At 55.7% G+C, this 19,270-nt stretch carries 16 protein-coding genes; 9 read left to right on the top strand and 7 right to left on the bottom strand.

Going from position 1 to position 19,270, the window contains the following annotated elements; genetic code table 11:
* The 3 genes from IEY52_RS25720 to IEY52_RS25710 form a co-directional block, all read right to left on the bottom strand.
* Positions 1 to 325, bottom strand: a 325-nt coding sequence (locus tag IEY52_RS25720) for a type I phosphomannose isomerase catalytic subunit (protein ID WP_373289930.1), incomplete at its 3' end; no start/stop codon positions are given.
* A gap of 32 nt (positions 326 to 357) precedes the next feature.
* Positions 358 to 1,260, bottom strand: a complete 903-nt coding sequence (locus tag IEY52_RS25715; RefSeq protein WP_189009287.1) for an ROK family protein — start codon at positions 1,258 to 1,260, stop codon at positions 358 to 360.
* Positions 1,257 to 3,749 carry a beta-mannosidase gene (locus IEY52_RS25710; RefSeq protein WP_189009284.1) on the bottom strand — a complete coding sequence of 831 codons (2,493 nt, stop codon included), beginning with the start codon at positions 3,747 to 3,749 and terminating at the stop codon, positions 1,257 to 1,259. Before IEY52_RS25710 ends, IEY52_RS25715 begins: the two co-directional genes overlap by 4 nt.
* A 171-nt stretch (positions 3,750 to 3,920) precedes the next feature.
* Here IEY52_RS25710 and IEY52_RS25705 point away from each other — a divergent pair, with 171 nt between their 5' ends.
* The 7 genes from IEY52_RS25705 (at position 3,921) to IEY52_RS25675 (ending at position 14,186) form a co-directional block, all read left to right on the top strand.
* The gene (locus tag IEY52_RS25705) at positions 3,921 to 4,934 is read left to right on the top strand and encodes a LacI family DNA-binding transcriptional regulator (protein ID WP_189009281.1); all 1,014 of its coding nucleotides are present in this window, start codon (positions 3,921 to 3,923) and stop codon (positions 4,932 to 4,934) included.
* Between the two features lie 476 nt (positions 4,935 to 5,410).
* Positions 5,411 to 6,640: an extracellular solute-binding protein gene (locus tag IEY52_RS25700; RefSeq protein WP_189009278.1), complete on the top strand. Its 1,230-nt coding sequence runs from the start codon at positions 5,411 to 5,413 to the stop codon at positions 6,638 to 6,640.
* A gap of 98 nt (positions 6,641 to 6,738) precedes the next feature.
* Positions 6,739 to 7,698: a carbohydrate ABC transporter permease gene (locus IEY52_RS25695; protein ID WP_189009275.1), complete on the top strand. Its 960-nt coding sequence runs from the start codon at positions 6,739 to 6,741 to the stop codon at positions 7,696 to 7,698.
* Positions 7,699 to 7,710: 12 nt separating this feature from the next.
* Complete coding sequence (locus IEY52_RS25690) at positions 7,711 to 8,613, top strand: carbohydrate ABC transporter permease (protein ID WP_189009272.1); 903 nt, start codon at positions 7,711 to 7,713, stop codon at positions 8,611 to 8,613.
* Positions 8,614 to 8,616: 3 nt separating this feature from the next.
* Complete coding sequence (locus tag IEY52_RS25685; RefSeq protein ID WP_189009269.1) at positions 8,617 to 10,959, top strand: DUF5060 domain-containing protein; 2,343 nt, start codon at positions 8,617 to 8,619, stop codon at positions 10,957 to 10,959.
* 29 nt (positions 10,960 to 10,988) lie between these two features.
* Positions 10,989 to 11,996: a glycoside hydrolase family 5 protein gene (locus tag IEY52_RS25680; protein ID WP_189009266.1), complete on the top strand. Its 1,008-nt coding sequence runs from the start codon at positions 10,989 to 10,991 to the stop codon at positions 11,994 to 11,996.
* Between the two features lie 402 nt (positions 11,997 to 12,398).
* A complete protein-coding gene (locus tag IEY52_RS25675) occupies positions 12,399 to 14,186 on the top strand; it encodes an ABC transporter ATP-binding protein (protein WP_189009263.1) in 1,788 nt (595 codons plus the stop codon).
* A gap of 40 nt (positions 14,187 to 14,226) precedes the next feature.
* On the opposite strand, the gene IEY52_RS25670 is transcribed toward IEY52_RS25675, so the two are convergent.
* Together IEY52_RS25670 and IEY52_RS25665 are read right to left on the bottom strand one after the other, a co-directional pair.
* On the bottom strand, positions 14,227 to 14,766 hold the full coding sequence (locus IEY52_RS25670; protein WP_189009261.1) for an MOSC domain-containing protein: 540 nt from the start codon (positions 14,764 to 14,766) through the stop codon (positions 14,227 to 14,229).
* A 179-nt stretch (positions 14,767 to 14,945) separates the two neighbouring features.
* On the bottom strand, positions 14,946 to 15,839 hold the full coding sequence (locus IEY52_RS25665) for a DMT family transporter (RefSeq protein ID WP_189009258.1): 894 nt from the start codon (positions 15,837 to 15,839) through the stop codon (positions 14,946 to 14,948).
* Between the two features lie 131 nt (positions 15,840 to 15,970).
* On the opposite strand from IEY52_RS25665, the gene IEY52_RS25660 reads away from it, so the two are divergent.
* A complete protein-coding gene (locus tag IEY52_RS25660) occupies positions 15,971 to 16,285 on the top strand; it encodes a hypothetical protein (RefSeq protein WP_189009255.1) in 315 nt (104 codons plus the stop codon).
* Between the two features lie 132 nt (positions 16,286 to 16,417).
* Here IEY52_RS25660 and IEY52_RS25655 read toward each other — a convergent pair whose 3' ends face one another.
* The gene (locus IEY52_RS25655; RefSeq protein ID WP_189009252.1) at positions 16,418 to 16,753 is read right to left on the bottom strand and encodes a hypothetical protein; all 336 of its coding nucleotides are present in this window, start codon (positions 16,751 to 16,753) and stop codon (positions 16,418 to 16,420) included.
* Positions 16,754 to 17,316: 563 nt separating this feature from the next.
* On the opposite strand from IEY52_RS25655, the gene IEY52_RS25650 reads away from it, so the two are divergent.
* Complete coding sequence (locus IEY52_RS25650; protein WP_189009248.1) at positions 17,317 to 18,387, top strand: type IV pilus twitching motility protein PilT; 1,071 nt, start codon at positions 17,317 to 17,319, stop codon at positions 18,385 to 18,387.
* A gap of 72 nt (positions 18,388 to 18,459) precedes the next feature.
* Here IEY52_RS25650 and IEY52_RS25645 read toward each other — a convergent pair whose 3' ends face one another.
* Positions 18,460 to 18,840: a response regulator gene (locus IEY52_RS25645; protein WP_189009244.1), complete on the bottom strand. Its 381-nt coding sequence runs from the start codon at positions 18,838 to 18,840 to the stop codon at positions 18,460 to 18,462.
* Positions 18,841 to 19,270 lie beyond the last annotated feature (430 nt).

Below are 19,270 nucleotides of genomic sequence, written 5' to 3'. Positions count from 1 at the left end.
CGTGGAACTGCTGTGCTTGCTGGTCATTGGGGTGCACCTGGATGGAAAGCCAGTCCTGGCAGTCCAGCAGTTTGATCAACAGGGGAAAGCGGTCTCCCGTTTTTTCCCAGGCACGGGTGCCCAGCAGGGAAACCCCTTGCTGGGCAATCACTTCTGACAGGGTTTTGCCCGCATGAATGCCAGAAGCCACCCGGTTGTGTTCAAAAACCACCCAGGCTTCTCCGATGGGTTCAGGATGGGGTTCGGTGGGTATTGGGGTGTTTTTCAGCCGATGGCCACCCCAGACGCGGTGGTGGAGTTCAGGAACCAGTTGCAACAGTGACATGACCACTCCTTTGCCCGAAGCTACCACAGCCATCAGATGGCCCTGTGGGGTTGTGCAGAAGGGCTGCTGATGGCCGCAGCCCCCAGCAGACTGGCCTGCTCAAGCAGCACGCTGGGTTGAATCTGGGTTTCTGGAAGGTGTTTTTTCAGGTTTTCCATGAAGCAGTCTGCTGCACGGGAGATGTTGCCTCCCAGCACCAGCACCCCGGGTTGAAAAGAGGAGATCCAGGGGGTGAGGATTTGTCCCAGTTCATCTCCAAATTGCAGCAACACCTGCTGTGCAGCGCGGTCTCCAGTGCGGGCAGCGGTGCTGATTTGCAGGACATCCCAGGGCCTTCCTGTCATCAGGCTGTGGTGTTTGACAATGGAGCGCCCCGATGCGTAATCCTCTGCAATCGAGCCCTTGTGGGGCACACTCCACAGCTCTCCTCCTGGCGGAATCCTGCTGTCCTGGGTCAGCATCTGGCCGTTTTCCAGAAAGCCTGCTCCAAGCCCGGTGCCCAGGGTGATGCCCATGACCCGCTGGTGTCCCTGAGCAGCCCCTCCCCACCATTCTCCCAGCACGTACAGGTCTGCATCGTTGCCGTACAGCACAGGCACATTCAGCAGGGCACTGCTGGTCCAGCGTTCTTGCAGGGCTGCCGTGACATTCAGACCATGCAGGTGAGAAAACTTGTGTTGATGCAGTGAAATGCCCTGCTGATGGTCGAAGGGATCGGGGATGGCCATGCCAATGTGGCTCAGGCGGGGAGCACCTGCCAGGCGGTGGGCCTGGTGGGCCGCCAGAGCCCAGGTGTCCAGCAGGTGCTGGGCTGGAGCAGATTCATGGATGGCTTTGCGCACCAGACTCTTTTCAAGCAGCATGCGGTTTGCCGTGTCAATCACCGCTGCCGTGATGTGGCTTCCACCGATGTCGAGGGTCAGGGCAAAACTCATGCCTGCACCACCTGGGGTTTCACCTCAATGGCTGAGTCTGCCCCCAGGTAACGGAGGGTGAGGGTTCTTCCTTGCAGGTTCGGGGCTTCCAGAATGCGGGTTTCTCCGGGTTGCAGGTCAATGAAGTTGTCGTTCCAGTCGGTTTTGTGCCGGGTGTCCAGCCAGAGGCCTTTGACAGGTTTCTGGGCAGTGATTTTGATGCTGTTTTCCAGGTGCTCGACGACCAGTTCGGGGTCTGCGAAGGTGTGGTATTTGTAGGGCTCAGGGAAGTGGCTGCTGCGTGCCACAATCTGCCCTTCAATCAGCAGTTCTGCAAAGTACACCAGAGGGGTCTCCTGAACCGTCCAGGGGGCAAGATCGGTGCGGCGTCCGGGGAGGATGAGCACGTCGCGGAGGTCTTCAGATGTTTTTTCACCTTGCAGGGTGTAAGCGGTCAGCCGGATCTGGGCTTGCTGGCTCTGGGTGTGGCTGCTGCTGATCCAGATGTGCAGCGGGCCTTCCAGATGCAGACCCACAGAGAAAGGAGCCATTTCGCGTTTGATGGTGTAATAGGCAGGTTTGGCAATTTCCAGCGAGTCAATGATGGCCCAGCTGGAAACCGGCCAGCAGTCGTTGAGTTGCCAGACCAGCGCACCAGACACCGCATATTTGCCCGGACCCTCAAAGCGCCGCCTGAAATCCCGGTAGGCGTAACGCATGGCTTCTGCCTGAATGAGTTGCGTGTTGTACACGTATTCTTCCAGGTTTCTGTGTCCGCGCAAATTCTCTGCCTGATACACCGCCAGCCTTCTCGCTCCATCCGGTTTGCCATTGGGCCCCGTGGCTTTGGTGTGGTGCACAAAGGTTTCACTCTCCGGGTACCATTCGTTTTCAGGCATGGATTGCTGGATCAGGGCCAGGGAAGGCGCAGACATCAGGCCAAACTCACTGACAAAACGGCCCTCGTAATTTTTGTACTCCTGGTAGGGGGCCATGGGGCCGTGCCAGATTTCCCAGGTGTGCCGGTCTCCCACGGTTTTTCCGTACACATCGGTGCCCCCGAAAGGACTGCCCGGCCAGTAGAGGGTCTGGGGGTTCAGGGTTTCGCAGACTTCACGCAGCAGTTTTTCGTAGATCACCAGGGCGTCAAACTGGCTTTCGTCTCCGCCAGGACCGTATGCCCCCACACTCTGGGCAATCTGGTAGTCTTCGTTGTTGCCGCACCACAGGGCCAGAGAGGGGTGGTTTCTCAGGCGTCTGACCTGGTGTTCGGCTTCCTGACGCACGCTGGCCTGGAATTCGGGGTGGGCCGGGTACATGCCACACCCGAACATGAAGTCCTGCCAGACCAGCAGACCCAGTTCATCGCACAGGTCATAAAACACGTCCGCTTCATAGATGCCCCCACCCCACACGCGGATCATGTTCATGTTGGCATCTTTTGCCTGGGTGAGCCTGCGGCGGTACTGGTCGTCAGAAATGCGGCCCAGGATCAGGTCGTCGGGAATCCAGTTGGCTCCGCCTGCGAAAATGGGCTGGTTGTTGATCTCGAAAGTGAAACTGCTGCCTTCTTCGCCCAGAATGGCCTCCTGCACCACCCTCAGGCGGCGCATTCCCAGGTTCAGTTCTTTCTGGGAGAGGATTTTTTCTTCACCGGTCAGGAGCACCTGAAGGGTGTAGAGGGGTTGTGCCCCGTGCCCGTTGGGGTACCAGAGTTGTGGATTTTCCAGCTTGAACAGCACAGCATTCTTCAGGGCTGCAGGCACATCCTGTTGCTGGACCAGCTGACCATCCGGGTCCAGCAGGCTCAGCCTCAGGGTCTGGCCTTCCATGTTGCCCTGCAGCGTCACCTGCACCGGAATCAGGGCATGGTCAAGGGCAGGACTGACTTCAACAGGGGCATGCACATCCTCGATGCAGGCCTCAAATGCACGGAGTACAATGGGTTGCCAGGGCCCAGTGGTGAGCAGGGTGGGACCCCAGTCCCAGCCATAGTGGTACTGGGCTTTTCGGATGTAAACGCGGCTGGGGTTGCCATTCCAGACGGCCCGTTTGCCATGCTGGGCTTCCAGGGCTTTGCCTTTTTTCAGCGGGCTTTCAAACAGCAGGTGCAGGGTGTTCTGGCCCTTCTCTACAAAAGGCCGCACATTGACCGAGTGACCCACGAACATGTTTTCGCTTTGCAGGAGCTGTTTTCCGTTCAGCCAGACGGTGCAGAGCGTGTCCAGACCCTGGAAGTCCAGGTGCAGGTGCTGGGCCTGCAGGTCCTGTTCATCCACCTGAAAATTCAGGCTGTACAGCCAGTCCTGTTCGCCGATCCACTGCACATTGCGCTCGTTCAGACCGTAAAAAGGGTCCTCGATCTTTCCGGTTTTCTGCAAGTCCCACTGGACGGTTCCCGGGACTGTGGCGGGGGTCCAGCCGTCCAGAGAGCGAAAATCGTCTTGCAGGGAGAGGGAGGGATTGCGGGGTTTGAGTTTCCAGGCGGTATCAAGGGGAAGTTCTGTCATGGAGGGATCCTTTGGCAAGTAGAGAAACAAGCTTTTTGTTTACTAAACTCTAACATTGGTGCTCTCAATTGTCAAAACTCCGATGCCAGACCGCATTTGATGGCTGTTCTGTGGCTTTGCTGCCCAGACTTCTGGTTTGTATTTGTTTACCAAACAACATAAGATGGGAGAATGTCCGGCCTTCCAGCTTCCAACGTTGAACCCACCATCCGCGATGTCGCCAGACAGGCCGGTGTTTCCATTGCCACAGTGTCCAGGGCCCTGAAAAACCAGCCTGGACTCACCGAGGAAACCCGCCAGCAGGTTCTGGAAGCCGCCTCTGCTCTGGGGTACGACCTCACCAAACTGCGACCCATCAAGGCCAGAAGAATTGGCTTTTTCATGCAACGCCAGAGTTATTCGTTGTCCAGCAACCCGTTCTACTTTCCAGTTTTGCATGGGGTGGAAGATGCCTGCCGCAGGGAAGGGGTGGCCCTGTCTTACTGTGCCGTCAGCATGGAAGACAACATTGCAGAAATCATTCGCATTCAGGAGGTGGATGCCCTGGTCTGTGCCGGGCATTTTGACCCGGAAATGCTGGCGGCCTTCAAACGCTCGGGGAAACCGGTGATTCTGGTGGACAACCACCAGCCTGGATACCTGACCGTCAACTCGGACAACCTGACCGGAGCCTACCAGGCCACCCAGCACCTGATTGCCATGGGAAGGCAACGCATTGGGTTCATCTCTGGCCCCAGTCACTTCAGCATCCACCAGAGGCAGCAAGGGTATTTGCAGGCGCTCTCGGATGCGGGCAGGGATGCGGATCCCACATTGATGGTGCAGCGCTATCCCATCGATGAGCAGGCTGGGGCTTACCCGGCCATGCAGCAACTGCTGGCCCTCAAAGAGCCGCCAGACGCGGTGTTTGCCTACAATGATGAATCTGCCATCGTGGCGATTCAGGCCTGTCTGGATGCAGGTCTCAGTGTCCCGGAAGACATCGCCATTGTGGGTTACGACGACATCCCCAATGCCGCCCACGGCAACCCCACCCTCACCACCGTGCATGTGGACAAGGAGGTCCTGGGCCGGGAAGCAGTCAAATTGATTTTGCACCCCAAACGCAGAGACGACCAGGTGCTGGTTCCGGTGCGATTGATCATCCGGCAAAGCACCAAATCCAGGGTGAACCGCCGCCGCTGAAAGCACTGCGCTCCAGAAACCGCAGATCAGGAAGGGGATCCCCCTTCCTTTTTTTGGCCTTCCTTTTTTGTGTCTGTTGCAGGGGAGGGTGCAATTGTTTCGCTCATCAAAGGCGGCTTTTTGGGGATTTGTTTAGTAAGCGGATGATTTATCGAATGGATTCTCTGAGAATTTTCTGGCGGGTTTGGACCGATAAAGCTGCCCCTTCCAGCAGGTTTTCTCGAAAATTTGCTCATCAAACAAAGTTTCCCGGTCTGGGCATCCCTGGAAATGATTTGACATTTCATGAAGCCCGGTGCTACACTTCAACTACAGTTTACTAAACACAAACATCGATTTCACTGAAAGGGCCTTCCCTCAGCACTGTTTGCCTGCCCCTCAGCGAGAGACATGTGAACCCGAAGGTTCCCCTTTGCATCCTCTTCCCGGAGGGGTTTGGTAACCATGCAGCACACCCACAGAACCAAGGAGAGACCATGAAACTCAAAACCCTGACCGCAGTTCTTGCCCTGTCCCTGTCCGCCGCACAAGCAGAAAAACTCACCATCTGGCTGGTCGGAGACAACGCCAACATGGCCACCATCGTGCAGCCTGCTGCAGACCTCTACAAGGCCAAACACAAAGATGTCACCTTCGAGATCCGTACCATCCCCTGGAGCGATGCCTACACCAAATACCTTGCTGCCATTGCCTCCAAAACCGGTCCTGACATCATCACCGGGGGTCTCTCCTTTGGCATCTCTCTGGGGGAGCAGGGGGGCCTGATCAACCTCAGCCAGAAATACCCTGATTTCACCGCCCAGGTCAGAAAAGTGGCCCAGAAAGGCGTGATGAACTCCATCACCGCCACCGACGGCACCCTGTTCGCCATTCCCTTTGATTTGACCGTGCAACTGATGTACTACCGCACCGATGTGCTGGCCGCTGCAGGCATCAAAGGCGCACCCAGAACCTGGAACGATTACAACAAAGCCGTGGAAAAACTGCGTGCTGCAGGTAAAAAAGGTGCCTTGATTCAGTGGGGCAATGCAGGCTGGCTCTCCTACTTCCCCTACCTGTATCAGGCGGGCGGCCAGCTTTACGATGACAAGTGCACCAAATCCGTCATCAACAGCCCGGAAGGGGTCACGGCCCTCAAATACTTCACGGATTTCTACACCAAATACAAGGCCCCCACCGATGGCTGGCCCGACATGGAAGCCGGACTCGCCAGTGGTGATTACCCCATCGGCATCACCGGAAACTGGTCCCTGGGCAGCCTGCCCGTAGGACAGCCCAAAATTGAGGGCAAATGGAAAGCCGCCAAACTGCCCGCTGGTCCCACCGGAAAATCCACTGCTTTCATTGGTGGCAGTGTGATGGGCGTGATGTCCTACACCAAAGTGCCTGATCTGGCCGTGGACTTCATGAAGTTCCTCTACACCGCTCCCGCCGTGAAAGCCATGATTGACTCTGCCAACAAGGTGGGCACCCTGTGGATTCCGGCCCGCACCGATCAGGCCAGCAAACTTCAGCTGCCTGCTGACCGCAAAGCGGCCCTGATTGCCCAACTCAAGGACGCTGAAGGCCCTGCCAATTGCAGAGGCTGGGAAGAGTCTGGAGACGCAGTTCAGAAAGCCATCCAGGCCGTGATCTTCAATGGCACCGACCCCAAAGAAGCCCTGGACGCTGCTGCTGCCACCATGAACAAGAACCTCAAGAAGTAAAAGCCCACCTGCCAGAAATGGAGCACATTCAGGGAAATCCCCAGTGCTCCATTTCCTGGCAAAGCAAACACCCACTCCCCAGATTTGAAAGGGGCTTTATGAAAAACGACCTGGGCACCCAGAGCCAGATCCTTCTGGACATCAGCAAACCCCGCAGGCGCACCTTTGTCAGCCAGTTGCAGGTTCACACCATCCCCATGCTGATGCTGCTTCCCTTCATGCTCTTGTTCCTGGTTTTTCTGGTTTATCCGGTTCTGAAAAGCCTGTTCCTCAGCTTCACCGATTACAACGCAGTGCGTGAACCTTCTTTTGTGGGCCTACAAAACTACAGCGAGATCCTGCATGACCCCCGCTTTTACAAGGCCTTGCAGAACACCAGCATCTACACCTTCTCCTCGGTGATCCTGACCAACATCATCGGGCTGGGGCTGGCGATGGCATTCGGATCTCAACGGGTGTTAGATCAAATTTTGCGCGGCATCTTTTTTCTGCCCGCCGTGGCTGGTGGCATTGCCATCGCCACCGTCTGGAAGTGGATCCTCAGCTCTGAAGACTACGGGCTTCTGAACACCATCATCGGATGGTTCGGTTTTGAATCTGTCTCCTGGCTGGGCATGCCAAAGTACGCCGTTCCGGTGCTGATCATGTACACCGTCTGGAACGGTCTGGGCTACTCCATGATCCTGTTTGTCTCCAACCTCAGAAGCATCCCCAACGAGCTTTATGAAGCCGCTGCCATTGATGGAGCCAGCCCCTGGGACCGCTTTGTGAAAATCACCGTTCCCCTGCTGCGCCCCACCTTCATCTACACCACTGTGACCGGGATCATCGGGGCCTTCCAGGTGTTCAGCGAACCCTACATCTTCTTTGCAGACGTGCACAACGTGGGGGGCATCCTGGACTCTGGCCTCACCGTGGTCACCTACCTGTTCGAGAAAGGCTTTTACCGCTTTCAGATGGGCGAGGCCAGCGCTGTGGCCTGGATCCTTTTCGCCATCTGTTTCGTGCTCACCCTGATCAACCTGCGGGTGCAGCGGGCCAACGAGTCGGTCCAGTGAGGATGGTGCAACATGGTTGGTGAAAAAAGACATCCGGTGCTCGATCAACTCATCCGCCTTCCCTTCTACCTGCTGGCCCTTTTTGTGCTGCTGCCCTACTACTGGATGGCCACTGCAGCCTTCAAACCCCTTTCCGAAATTCAGGCCAGACCCCCCTCTTTCATGATCAAGGAACCCAGTTTCCACAACTTCTTTGACCCCCGCTGGGTCTTTGGAGAGGTCAGCCCTCTGCAGGATGTCACTCAGGGTCTGTTCCAGCGCTATGAGGCCAGCTTCATCGGGCACATTTTTCTCAACAGCATGGGCATCACCGTGTTCGTCACCCTCTTCAGCCTGCTTTTCGCGTCTGCTGCAGCGTACATCCTGGTCAAACACAAATTCTGGGGGGCCAACCTCATCTTCGGTCTGATCATCGCCTCCATGATGGTGCCCTGGGAAGTCACCATCATCCCCAACTTCCTGACCATGCGAGACCTCGGCTGGATCAACTCCTATCAGGCGCTGCTCATTCCCGGTCTGGCCAAGGCTTTCACGGTGTTCTTCTTCAGACAGGTGATCATGAACATGCCCAACGACCTGTTTGAAGCCGCCAAAATTGACGGGGCCAACGAATTCAGGACCTGGTGGCAGATTGTGCTGCCCCTCTTAAGACCCGCCCTGGCCGCCATGGTGATCTTCGTGTCCCTGGCCGAATGGAACAACTTCATGTGGCCCCTGATCGTGGTCAACGATGCCAACCACACCACCTTGCCCCTGCAACTGTCCCAGCTGGCAGGAGACCTTTCCAAAGATCCCCGTTCTGCTGGTGTGGTGATGGCTGCAACCCTGCTGGTGTCCCTCCCTGCCCTGATCATCTTCATGGTGTTCCAGAAAGATTTCATCAACGGTCTGACTGCCGGATCTGTGAAAGGCTGAAGCATGTTGCGTCTTGCTGCCTTCCTGACCTTTTGCCTTGCCACCGCTGCCTGTGCACAGTCCCTCGACACCTTTGAAGGCTCCCTCACCCCCTGGAAAGCAGGTCTGGCCCCCACGTATTCGGACAGCAGTGCCCTGGAGGTGCAACTGACCCCAGAACATGCCATGGAGGGCAAGCAGGCCCTGGAGCTGAAACTGGACAGAAACAACCAACCCAGAGCCATTTTCCTGCTGGAAAGGAGCCTGGACCTCTCCCAGGCTCCCTTTCTCAAATTTGATGTGTTCAACCCGGATGTCGCAGATGGCGTGGCGATTGCCCTGTCCACAGGAAACAGCTGGGAATGGTTCGAGTCCGAGGTGCAACCGGTTAAAACAGGTCAGCAAACCGTGGCCTTTGACCTGACCAGTGACCGTTTTAAAGCTGCCCGTTCCAGCTGGAACATCGGGACAAAAGTGGAAGGCCTGAATGCCACCCAGCGCATCGCCCTTCTGGTGTTTCCAAAAGCCGGGGGCAGTGTTTACCTGGACAACCTCAGGCTGGATCAGACCGGGGAGATGGCGACAGCAACAGCAACAGCAGTCCAGGCGGTTCAGACAAGTCCTTCTGCTGTGGCTCCTGAAGCACCCAGAACCCTTGCTGCAGGAGAACCCCAGCCTGCCTCCATCCTGAAACTGGGCACAGCACAGGCCAAAGTGCTCACCCCCCTGGAGCTTCCCATCGAAACCGATGGGGTGTACAGCAACCCTTACGACCCCGAACAGGCAGATTTGTGGGTGACCTTCACCTCTGCATCTGGAAAAGTTCTGAAAATTCCTGCTTTTTACAGCCTGGACATTGACCCCAACACCTTGCAACCTGGTGGGACTGGACACTGGAAAGTGCGGTTTACACCCCCTGAAGCGGGCAACTGGACCGCGCAGGCTGGGCTGCGTCAGGGAAACATCCAGAGTGCTCCCGTCCAGCTCACGGCTGCAGAAAACCCAGCAGCAAAGGGTCTGGTTCAGATCAACAAAACCAACCCCCTGTATTTCCAGTACAGCAATGGTGACTTTTACCTCCCCACCGGACTGAATGTGGCCTGGGCAGGCGGCACCGGACAGCGCACCCTGGATGAATACCAGCGCTGGTTTTCCCGACTCTCTGAAAATGGAGGCAACATTGCCCGCGTCTGGATGCCCTCCTGGAACCTGGGCATCGAATGGAAGGACACCGGACTGGGGAACTACCAGAACCGACAGTTGCAGGCGTATTTGCTGGATCAGGTGTTCAAACTGGCCGAAGCAAAAGGCATCCAGCTTGAGCTGGCCCTGCTCAACCACGGGGCTTTCAGTGCCAACATCAACCCCGAATGGGACGACAACCCCTTTAATGTCAAAAACGGTGGGATGTTGAAATCCCCAGAGGAATTCGCCACCAATGCGGAGGCCAGAAAGTTCTTCAAGCAGCGCCTAAGGTACATTGTGGCCCGCTGGGGATACAGCCCGAACCTGTTTGCCTGGGAATGGTGGAACGAGGTCAACTGGACCCCCATCGATGACACCCTGCTCGGCCCCTGGATTCAGGAAATGACTGCGTACCTGAAAACCCTGGATCCCTACAACCATCTGGTGTCCAGCAGTTACGGCTCTGCCTCGGTGGGGAACACCTGGACCCTGCCTGAACTTGACTTTGTGCAGGAACACGATTACAGCCAGCGTGATGTGGGGCGTTTCCTGCCCCCCAGTTTCAGGCAGCTCAGTGAAAACACCCCCGGAAAACCCGTGATGCTCTCAGAACTGGGCTACTCCTCCGCAGGCACCGATGACCTGCCCCTCAGCAGGGATGAAATCCAGTTCCACAATGGTCTGTGGGCTGCTCCCTTCTCTGGTTTTGCCAGCACAGGCATGTACTGGTGGTGGGACAACTTCATTGACCCCAGAAACCTGTGGACCCACTACAAAGGCGTTTCTGACTTCTTCAAAGGCGAAAATCTGGCCGTCATGGCCCCCAGCAAGGTCAAAACCAGCGATTTCTTTGGAGCCCTGGCTCTGGGTCTGCAAAACGACTCCAGGGCACTGGTGTGGGTCAGGAACAACATCTACGACCCTGGCGAGGCCATGAAAGTCTACGCAGAAGCCCTGAGAACAGGCACCTACAAGGAAGGCTGGGTGTTCTCTCCTGAACCCGTCAAAGATCTGGACGTGACGGTCAGTGGCCTGAAAGACGGCAACTATCAGGTGCAGTTTTACGATCCACAGGCCAACCAGTGGTTGCAGACCACATCAGCAAACTCCACTGGAGGGGTTTTGACGGTCAAGGTGTCTGCTCTGGTCAAGGACCTCGCCTTCAAAGTGATCCCGCAATAAACCCTCTCCCTTTCCCAGAAAGGATCACCATGCCCCGATACGGATTCAACTTCCAGTGGATGTACACCGGTGAATACAGCACCGAACCCCTCGAAGCAGACCAGAAAGCCCTGGATTTCATGCAGCAGTTCGGGTTTGATTTTGCCCGCATTCCCGTGAACTACTTCTACTTCACCCGTGACTTTGATTACTTCAACCCGGATGAGCGCATCCTGGCCTACCTGGACCGCTACCTGCAGGCCTGCCAGCAGCGCGGCATCCACATGAGCCTGAATCTGCACCGTGCCCCTGGTTACTGCATCAACTTCAATGACCTGGAAAAACACAACCTCTGGCAGGATGAAATTGCCCAGGACGCTTTTGTGTTCCTGTGGGAACTGTTTGCACAAAGGTACAGAGGCGTTCCCAGCAGCCAGCTCAGCTTTGACCTGCTCAATGAACCCCCGGAAATCGGGCAGTACGGCATGACCAGAGACATCCATGAGAACCTGATGCGCCGCACAGTGGCAGCGATCCGGGCCATTGACCCCCACAGGGAAATGGTGATTGACGGTCTGGGCGGAGGAAACATCGCCATGCCCGAACTCGCAGACCTGGGGGTGGTGCATTCAGGACGGGGCTACCAGCCCATGACGGTTTCTCACTACCGGGCAGAGTGGTGGGACGGCTCAAAAGGCATGCCCATGCCCACCTACCCGGATTGCGAATGGGACGGTAAAACCTGGAACATCGACACTTTGCGGGAATACTACCGACCCTGGCTGGAGATCCGTGAAAGTGGCGTTCAGGTCCACATTGGAGAGTTTGGCTGCTACAAATACACCCCCAACGATGTGGCTTTAAGGTGGTTCCGTGACCTGTTTCAGGTGTACCGCGAGTTGGGCTGGGGTTTTGCCCTCTGGGAATTCAGCGGGAACTTCGGGATTGCAGGCCACAACCGCCCTGGCGTGGTCTACGAGGAATTTCATGGTTACCAGATTGACCGCGAACTCCTCAACCTGATGCTCGAAAGCCGCGTGCAACCCGCCAGCGTGTGATTCAGATGTTTTTTCGGGACATGGCCTGACGTGTCCCTTTTTTACTGTGTCCCTTTTGTCTTCCCTGAAACCTGCTGGTTTTGAAACTGAACCCATTCAGCCAGACGTGTAGACCAATGGGGCATGAAACAGGGGTGTGTGCTGGGCTGATGTGTCAGATTGGGTTTTGGTCTTTGCCGAGGGCCGAGGGCTGAGAGCTGAGGGCAAAAAACACTTTGCAGGGCGTTGGCTTTTGCGAATTGAGCAAATGCATGCAGGACAGAATGACATGCCTCCACAGAGAAGCCTTCAAACTGCCAGAGGCGAATTTCCCTCAAAGCCCTCGGCTCTCGGCCCCCGGCAATGCCTTTTCCCCTCGCAATCTCCCAACCTCATTCAAACCCTTAACCCCCACGAGGTCCCATGCGAAACACCGCCCAGCAAAATGATTTTCTGGAACGCTACCAGGGTTCCAGACCCGTTCAGACCTTCATGTTCCTCTATGAGGGGCAGGGAAGCCGCCTCTTCTGGTCCTTTCTGCTCTACATCATCAAGACCAGTCCAGCGGTGTTGATGCCCATCATCACGGCACGGGTGGTGGATGTGATCAGCAGCCATGCCCCTTTGCAACAACTGTGGATGTGGGCTTTCGTGATGATCATTTTGCTGTTGCAGAACATTCCCAACCATTACCTGCATGTGCGTTACCTCAGCATGGCGACCCGCACCATGGAAACCCGCCTGCGTTCTGCCATCTGCAGGCACCTGCAACACCTCTCGATTGGCTTTTACAACCGCACCAGTGCAGGTTCACTGCAAAACAAGGTTCTGAGGGATGTGGAGGCCATCGAGCAACTCACCCGCATCCTCTTTGACAGCGGTCTGGGGGCACTGGTGTTCATTGGGGTGGCCCTGGTGACCACGGCGATTCGGGCACCTGAGTTCATCCTGTTCTACGTTGTGACGGTGCCTGCTGCAGCGCTTCTGGTGCGTTCCATGCGTGGAGCCCTGACCGGTCACAACAGCGCATTCAGGCGAGAACTGGAGGCCATGAGCGCCCGCATCATGGAGATGACCAGCCTGATTCCCATCACCAGGGCGCACGGTCTGGAAGACCAGGAACTTGAAAAAGTCTCCAGCACCCTGGACCGGGTGCGTGAAGCCGGGGTGGGCCTGGATTCCATCAACGCCATGTTCAATGCGGTGGCCTGGGTGACCTTCAACGTGTTCAACCTGGGGTGCCTGATTGTGGCGGCCTACGTGTATTATGTGCAACTTCTTCCCATCACGGTGGGCGATGTGGTGATGCTCTCGGGGTTCTTTGGAAGCCTCACCAACGCGGTGATCAACCTGATCAATCTGGTGCCCCAGATGTCCAAGGGTCTGGAAGCCATCCGTTCCATTGGCGAGGTGCTGGAAAGTCCTGATCTGGAGCACAACACCGGAAAAGCTCCAGTGAAAACAGTCAAAGGCGAGTTCGCTTTTCAGGACGTGTGTTTTCAGTACCCCGAAGAAGAACAGCACGCCATTCGCAATTTCAACCTGACCGTGAAAACAGGGGAGACCGTGGCCTTTGTGGGACCCAGCGGTTCCGGGAAATCCACCATCCTCAGCCTGGTGATCGGTTTCAACCGGGCCAGTTGCGGAAAAATCCTGCTGGATGGAAAAGACATGGAAGCGCTGGATTTGCGCACCTACCGCCAGTTTCTGTCCGTGGTGCCCCAGGAATCCCTGCTTTTTGAGGGGTCCATTCGGGACAACGTCACGTATGGGCTGGGTCGGGTGGAGGAGGACCGCCTGCTGGAAGCCCTGAAGGATGCCAACGCCTGGGAGTTCATCGAGCGCCTTCCAGAAGGTCTGGAAACCCGGGTGGGCGAGAAAGGAGCCAGACTGTCCGGGGGTCAGAAACAGCGTCTGGCCATTGCCCGTGCCCTGATCCGCAACCCACGGGTGCTGATTCTGGACGAGGCCACTTCAGCCCTGGACACTGAAAGTGAAAGCCTGATTCAGGAAGCACTGGAACGTCTGATGAAAAACCGCACCACTTTTGTGGTTGCGCACCGGCTCTCCACAGTGCGCAATGCAGACCGCATTGTGGTGCTGGACCAGGGCAAAATCACCGAAGTTGGTCCCCATCAGGAACTGCTGGACCTGCAAGGACTTTATGCACAGTTGTACCTGAGGCAGGCGGGGGTGCACCAGAGCAATTGAGAAACATCAGAACCTCCAGGCCAGTTGAAGTGCCTGGAGTTCAAACAGGTTGTAACTTCCGGTGCTCCCCTTCAGGCAGCTCCACCCGGATTTCATCTCCGGGCAGCACCGTTCCGCCTTGCAGAACAATGCCCATCACTCCGGCTTTGCGGATCAGGTTGCCTTCTTCATCCCGGTCCAGAACGGCCTGCATCATGCCTGCCTGAAAGTTGTTGATCTGCTGGCAGGGGTTGCGCAGCCCCGTGATCTCCACCAGGGCTTCTGCGCCAAGGTGCAGGCGGGTGCCCACCGGAAGGGCCAGCAATTCAATCCCGCGTGTGGTGATGTTTTCGCCCATCTGACCTGCTGCCACCTGAAAACCCTGTTCATTTAAAGTGTCGTGCAGCTCTGCATGAATCAGGTGCACCTGCCGCAGGTTGGGCTGGTTGGGGTTCTGGGCCACCCTGGAACGGTGCTTGACGGTGGTTCCCTGGTGGGCATCCCCGTCCACCCCAAGGCCGGTCAGCAGTTGGATGCTGGGCTGGGGGGTTTTCGAGAAGGTGTGGCTTTCACTGAGGTGAACGGCAACAACTTGACCCATGGTGTTCTCCCTGTCTGGAAAGGAAATCTGGCACAGAAGCCTGGAAAAGATATCTGGAAAAGAAATGCAACTGGAAAATGGAGTCTGGTGCGAGTTTTGCAGCGCAGCTTTGACCCATCCATTTTACTTCTGTGCTCCTGGACGTTCCGAATCTGATTTGAAAGTTGACCAGACGGATTTTACACTTCTGCTCTGGCTGCCCTGGTCCTCAGGTAAGACTGCCTGAGTTGCAGCATCACCACCGAACCCAGCACCAGGGCTCCTCCCAGAAATTGTTGTGGAGCCAGCGTTTCATGCAGCAGCACTGCCCCAAGCAAGAGGGTGAAGATGGGTTCCAGTGTGGAAAGAATGGCGGTCTGGGAAGTGCCCAGCAATCGGATGCCGTAAAAAATGCCGATCACGGGAATCACGGTGGCAATGGTGGCCACCCCAAGCAGCAGCAAGCCCTCGCTGGAGGTGTGGGGTACATTGAGGCCGGGTCCCAGGAGGGCCCAGGTCAGGAAAGACAGGGCGGCCCCCAGACTGAGCAGGGCACTGGTGGGCACCGGGTGGGCATCCCGGATGATTCTGGAACTGAAGGTCAGGTAGATGGCGTACCACACCCCGGAAGCCACCGCCAGAAAAATGCCCAGACCGCTGATTTTGCCCTCCATCTGGGTGGTCAGCACGATCCCTGCAAAAGTCAGCAATAAAGCAAAGAGGGTGGTTTTGCTGGGGGTTTTGCCTTCCAGCCACCATTCCAGCAGGGTCACAAAAGCCGGGTAAGCGTAAAGCAAAAGCGCCGTCAGTCCTGCACTGAGGTGTTGCAGGGCCATGAAATACACACTGGCCTGTACTGCGTAACCCACCATCCCCAGCAGCAGGGCAGGAAGGTACTGGCTGGGTTTCAGGGTCCAGTTTCTGTTGAGCAGGGAAAGCAACAGCAACACCAGAGCGGCCAGTCCGAAACGCCAGGCCAGGGTGCTCTGGAAGTTGAAATGCATCTGGTAGGAGTATTTGGCAAAAATTCCCAGGGTCGCGAATCCGAATGCAGAAACCGCCACCATCAGGGTGCCTTTGAGGTGAGGTCCCATGTCACAAATTTTAGGTGAGAAATGGGATCCAGAAATCCACACATTGACTTACCAATGGTTCTGAAAATCTGTTCAGGTGCTGCTTATCTGTGGCTCACTCTGTTCATGACAGAAGATGTTAACCTGTGCGGGTGAAATCCTGTGGACAGGCCCTTCAGGAACTCCTGAGGGTCATCATCCTGCTGCAGGGCAGCACCAGTGCCCACACCAACACGGAAGCCCTGAAAGCCCTGCAAAAAGCCCATGAACTGCTCAATGGACCATCTCATTTTGATCCATTGCCAGAAAAAAGAGTCAGCGCCACCCAGCCCACCTACCATGCCTATCATGCCCGAAATGCCACCCAGCAAGCCCTGGCTTTGCTGGAAAAGCACCTTTCCAGTGATGATTCGCAGATCCTCATGCAGGCCTCTGATCTGGTCCGGGAGGCTTACGAAGTCCTCTGAAACCAGCTGAAGACAGAGCCCAGAAAAAGCCCAGAATTTGTTTCTGGGCTTTTGTCATTCTGTCCTTCTGTTGCAACCTGGCTGAACACTAGCCCATTCGGGTCAATTCAGGTCAATTCAGGTCATTTCAGGTCATTCGTTGCGTTTGCCGTGGGAGTTGCGGCCTCCACGTGAACGCTCTTCAGCAGAGAGCTGATGGCGGCCAGTGCCCTGGCTTTCCTTGCGGTTCTGGGTGCTGCCCTGATTTTCAGACATGGTGCTGCCCATGGATTGCTGGGTGTCATTTCTGTGGGAGTTTTCTCCGCCCCGCACCCGTTCTTCGTGGGTCAACTGGTGGCGGCCCTGTGCTTTTTCCTGATTGGATTGTTGCATGCTGTTCTGCATGTCCTTGTGCTGGGATGAATCCCCTCTGCCTTGACGGTTTTCCGGGTTGGAATTGCGGCCCTGATTCTGCTTGTTCTGTGCCATGAGCGTCCTCCTGAAATCACGGTGTGGATGGGGGCTGGATGTGGGGAGCAAAGAAGGTCCTGCTTACAGAACATGGATGTGCCTGAGAATGAAAGGTCTTTTGATGCTTTTTGAAAAGGTTGACCATCAAATTTGCAAGCCATATCAATAAAATCATCTCAGGGACATCTCAATTTGAGTGGGCGCATCATGTCTGAAACAGGCCAGGACTTTGCGCAGCAAAGTGCAATGTACGAGCTGAAGATTGTGTCGACGAGATCATCTTAGTGTCTCAAGATGATAAGGAAATGATAATTATAAAGGTGTAGATTTGCACCTGTTTCACTTTGACTTGTTTCAAACAGATTGACTTGTTTCTGATCTGAAGCTGAAATCATTCTGATCTGAAACTGATATAGAACAGGGCAAATCACTTTAATTTCAGGTGGGGCAGATGTGATGAAAGCCCTGCAAACAGAACCACAGACCCTCAGGTAGGGTTGACACGGTGGGAGGATGATCTTTCGGGCTTTCGCATAGACCTGTCAGTGACAGGTAAGACAAAGCTGCATATGCTGTGAGTCATGCAGACCATTCAGGAACTTCTGACCCAGTGTGTTGCTCTCGGGGCAAGCGACATCCACCTGCGTGCCAAGGCCCGCCCAATGGTGCGCATAGATGGAGACATGGAGCGCATCGGCGAAGAGGAACTGCTTCCCGAAACCGTTGAAGGCTATTGCAAAGCCATGATGGTCCGACCTGGCATGTGGGAGGACTTCGTGCTGAAAAGAGATGCCGACTTTGCTTACGGGATTTCCGGGGTGGCCCGTTTCCGGGTGAATGCCTTCTGGCAGCGTGGCACGGTGGGACTGATCATGCGGGTGGTGCAGAACAAGGACATTCCTTCTTTTGAAGACCTGGGCCTCAACCCCACCACCTTTGCAGACCTGTGCAACAAGGACCGTGGTCTGGTGCTGGTGACCGGACCCACCGGATCGGGCAAAACCACCACCCTGGCCAGCATGCTGGATTTCATCAACGCCAATTACCCCGTGAACGTGGTGACCCTGGAAGACCCCATCGAGGTGCTGCACCGCGACAAGAAAGCCTCGTTCAACCAGCGAGAACTGGGTCTGGACACCCTGACCTTTGCCGCAGGCTTGCGGGCTGCCATGCGTCAGGACCCGGATGTGATCCTGATCGGAGAGATGCGCGACAAAGAAACTGTGGAAGCTGCGCTTTCTGCTGCCCAGACCGGACACCTGGTGTTCAGCACCCTGCACACCCTGGACGCCATCCGCACCGTCAACCGCATCATCGACTTCTTTGCGCCCCACGAGCGCGGCCAGATTCGCATGGGCCTCTCAGAGTCCCTGGTCGGGGTGGTCAGCCAGCGTTTGCTGTCTCGCAAAGGGGGAGGTCGGGTGCTGGGTCTGGAAGTGATGGTGGGCACCCCCACCATCCGGGAGTGCGTCAAAGACGAAGACAAACTGGAGCAAATCAAGGACGCCCTGATGGAGGGTTCTCAGATTGGCATGCACACCTTCGACCAGCACCTGGCCAAACTGGTGCAGGATGGTCACATGACCAGAGAAGCGGCCATTGATGCTGCCACCAGTCCGCACGAACTCAAGATGATGATTGACTTCTTCTGAAGTCCAGATCCCTGCGAAAAGATCAAAAAAGAAACACGCCTCTGAAGGGCGTGTTTTTTCTGATCTGAAAGCTCAGGAAGCCTGATGCATGTGGTGTTCCATGCGTCCCAGCAACACTTCCAGGCTGAAAGGTTTCTGGATGAACTCTCTGGCTCCATGCTCCAGCGTGGACTGGATCAGGTCTGCATCGTGTTCTGCAGACACCATGATCACTGGGGTGTCCGGGCAGTGCTTCTGAATGAAAGGCAGCAAATCCAGCCCGGTTCCACCCGGAAAATTGACATCAAGCAGAATCACATCGAAATGGCTGTGGTCAAAAAGAGAATTGAGGGCTTCGTTGAAATCTGCTGCAAAGTGCACCTCATAATCGTTGAGGGTCAAAAATCTGCGCAGCATGTTTCTGAGGGATTTCTCATCTTCAACGATCAGAACGTGTGGGTGGGGATCAGGCATCAGGTTCACCGTTCTTCGTCTCCTGTCTGTAAGAGGGGGCGGCATCAAGATTCAGCTTCAAAGCACCAGTGGGGTGCTGAATCACTACAGATTTCAGTCTAACAACGCATTCTGAAATGCAGCAGAGGAGAGAAAGTTGGAGACAAATATGTTTTTCTTGATTGGAACGGTCTTTTTGCAATTATGGTTTTTGCCGTGATTCTTTAGGGGTTCTTTAGGCACCTGCATGAAAAAGCTGTTTAAAGAAAAAGCAAAGGAAAAACAGAAAAGCCCTGCATTTTCTGAATGCAGGGGCAAGATTTCTTTTGAAGAAAGCGTTTTGAAGCTTTTTAACTCTCGTTCTGTTCGGCTCTGGGCACTTCGGGGTTTTGCACAAACTCGGTGGGGTCGAGTTCATCAAAGCCAATTTCTTTCTCGTACTGCTGGATTT

This window comes from Deinococcus roseus, from assembly GCF_014646895.1.
Taxonomy (GTDB): domain Bacteria; phylum Deinococcota; class Deinococci; order Deinococcales; family Deinococcaceae; genus Deinococcus_C; species Deinococcus_C roseus.
The sequence above is the reverse complement of the archived record's forward strand: the minus strand, read 5'-3'. Positions and strand labels throughout refer to the sequence as shown.